The organism is Pseudomonas tremae, assembly GCF_001401155.1.
In the GTDB taxonomy this organism is placed as follows: domain Bacteria; phylum Pseudomonadota; class Gammaproteobacteria; order Pseudomonadales; family Pseudomonadaceae; genus Aquipseudomonas; species Aquipseudomonas tremae.
The window spans coordinates 1-355 of sequence record NZ_LJRO01000076.1 but is presented as its reverse complement, the minus strand read 5'-3'; the positions used below and the strand labels follow the sequence as shown (position 1 = coordinate 355).

Here is a 355-nt window from a genome sequence, read left to right as displayed (position 1 = left end):
AAGGCGATTCTGGTGATGGTCGGTACGCCCGTGGCGGCGCGCTGGATGGGGCTGGACAACCCGCGTTCGGCGATGGTTTTCGGTGGTCTGGCGGGTACTGTCAGCGGCGTGACTGCCGGGCTGGCGGCGACGGATCGGCGTCTGGTGCCTTATGGCGCGCTGACCGCCACTTTTCATACCGGACTGGGCTGTCTGCTGGGGCCGTCGGTGCTGTATTTCATCGTGCGCGCAATCGTCGGTTAGATCCCTTCGATCAGGTCGCCTGCTCCAGCAGGCGATTCGCATACATCCGACACTCGGCCAGCAGCGCCAGCAGGTTAGGGTCTCGCTCTCTGGACTTGAGAAAGACCATGCC

The 355-nt window shown here is 63.7% G+C and carries 2 pseudogenes; one reads left to right on the top strand and one right to left on the bottom strand.

The window, feature by feature from the left end:
* Positions 1 to 243 (top strand): annotated as a pseudogene (locus tag ALO43_RS05680) (malonate transporter subunit MadM); the annotation flags it as partial.
* A 10-nt stretch (positions 244 to 253) separates the two neighbouring features.
* On the opposite strand, the pseudogene ALO43_RS29965 reads toward ALO43_RS05680, so the two are convergent.
* Positions 254 to 355, bottom strand: a pseudogene (locus ALO43_RS29965) (LysR family transcriptional regulator); the annotation flags it as partial.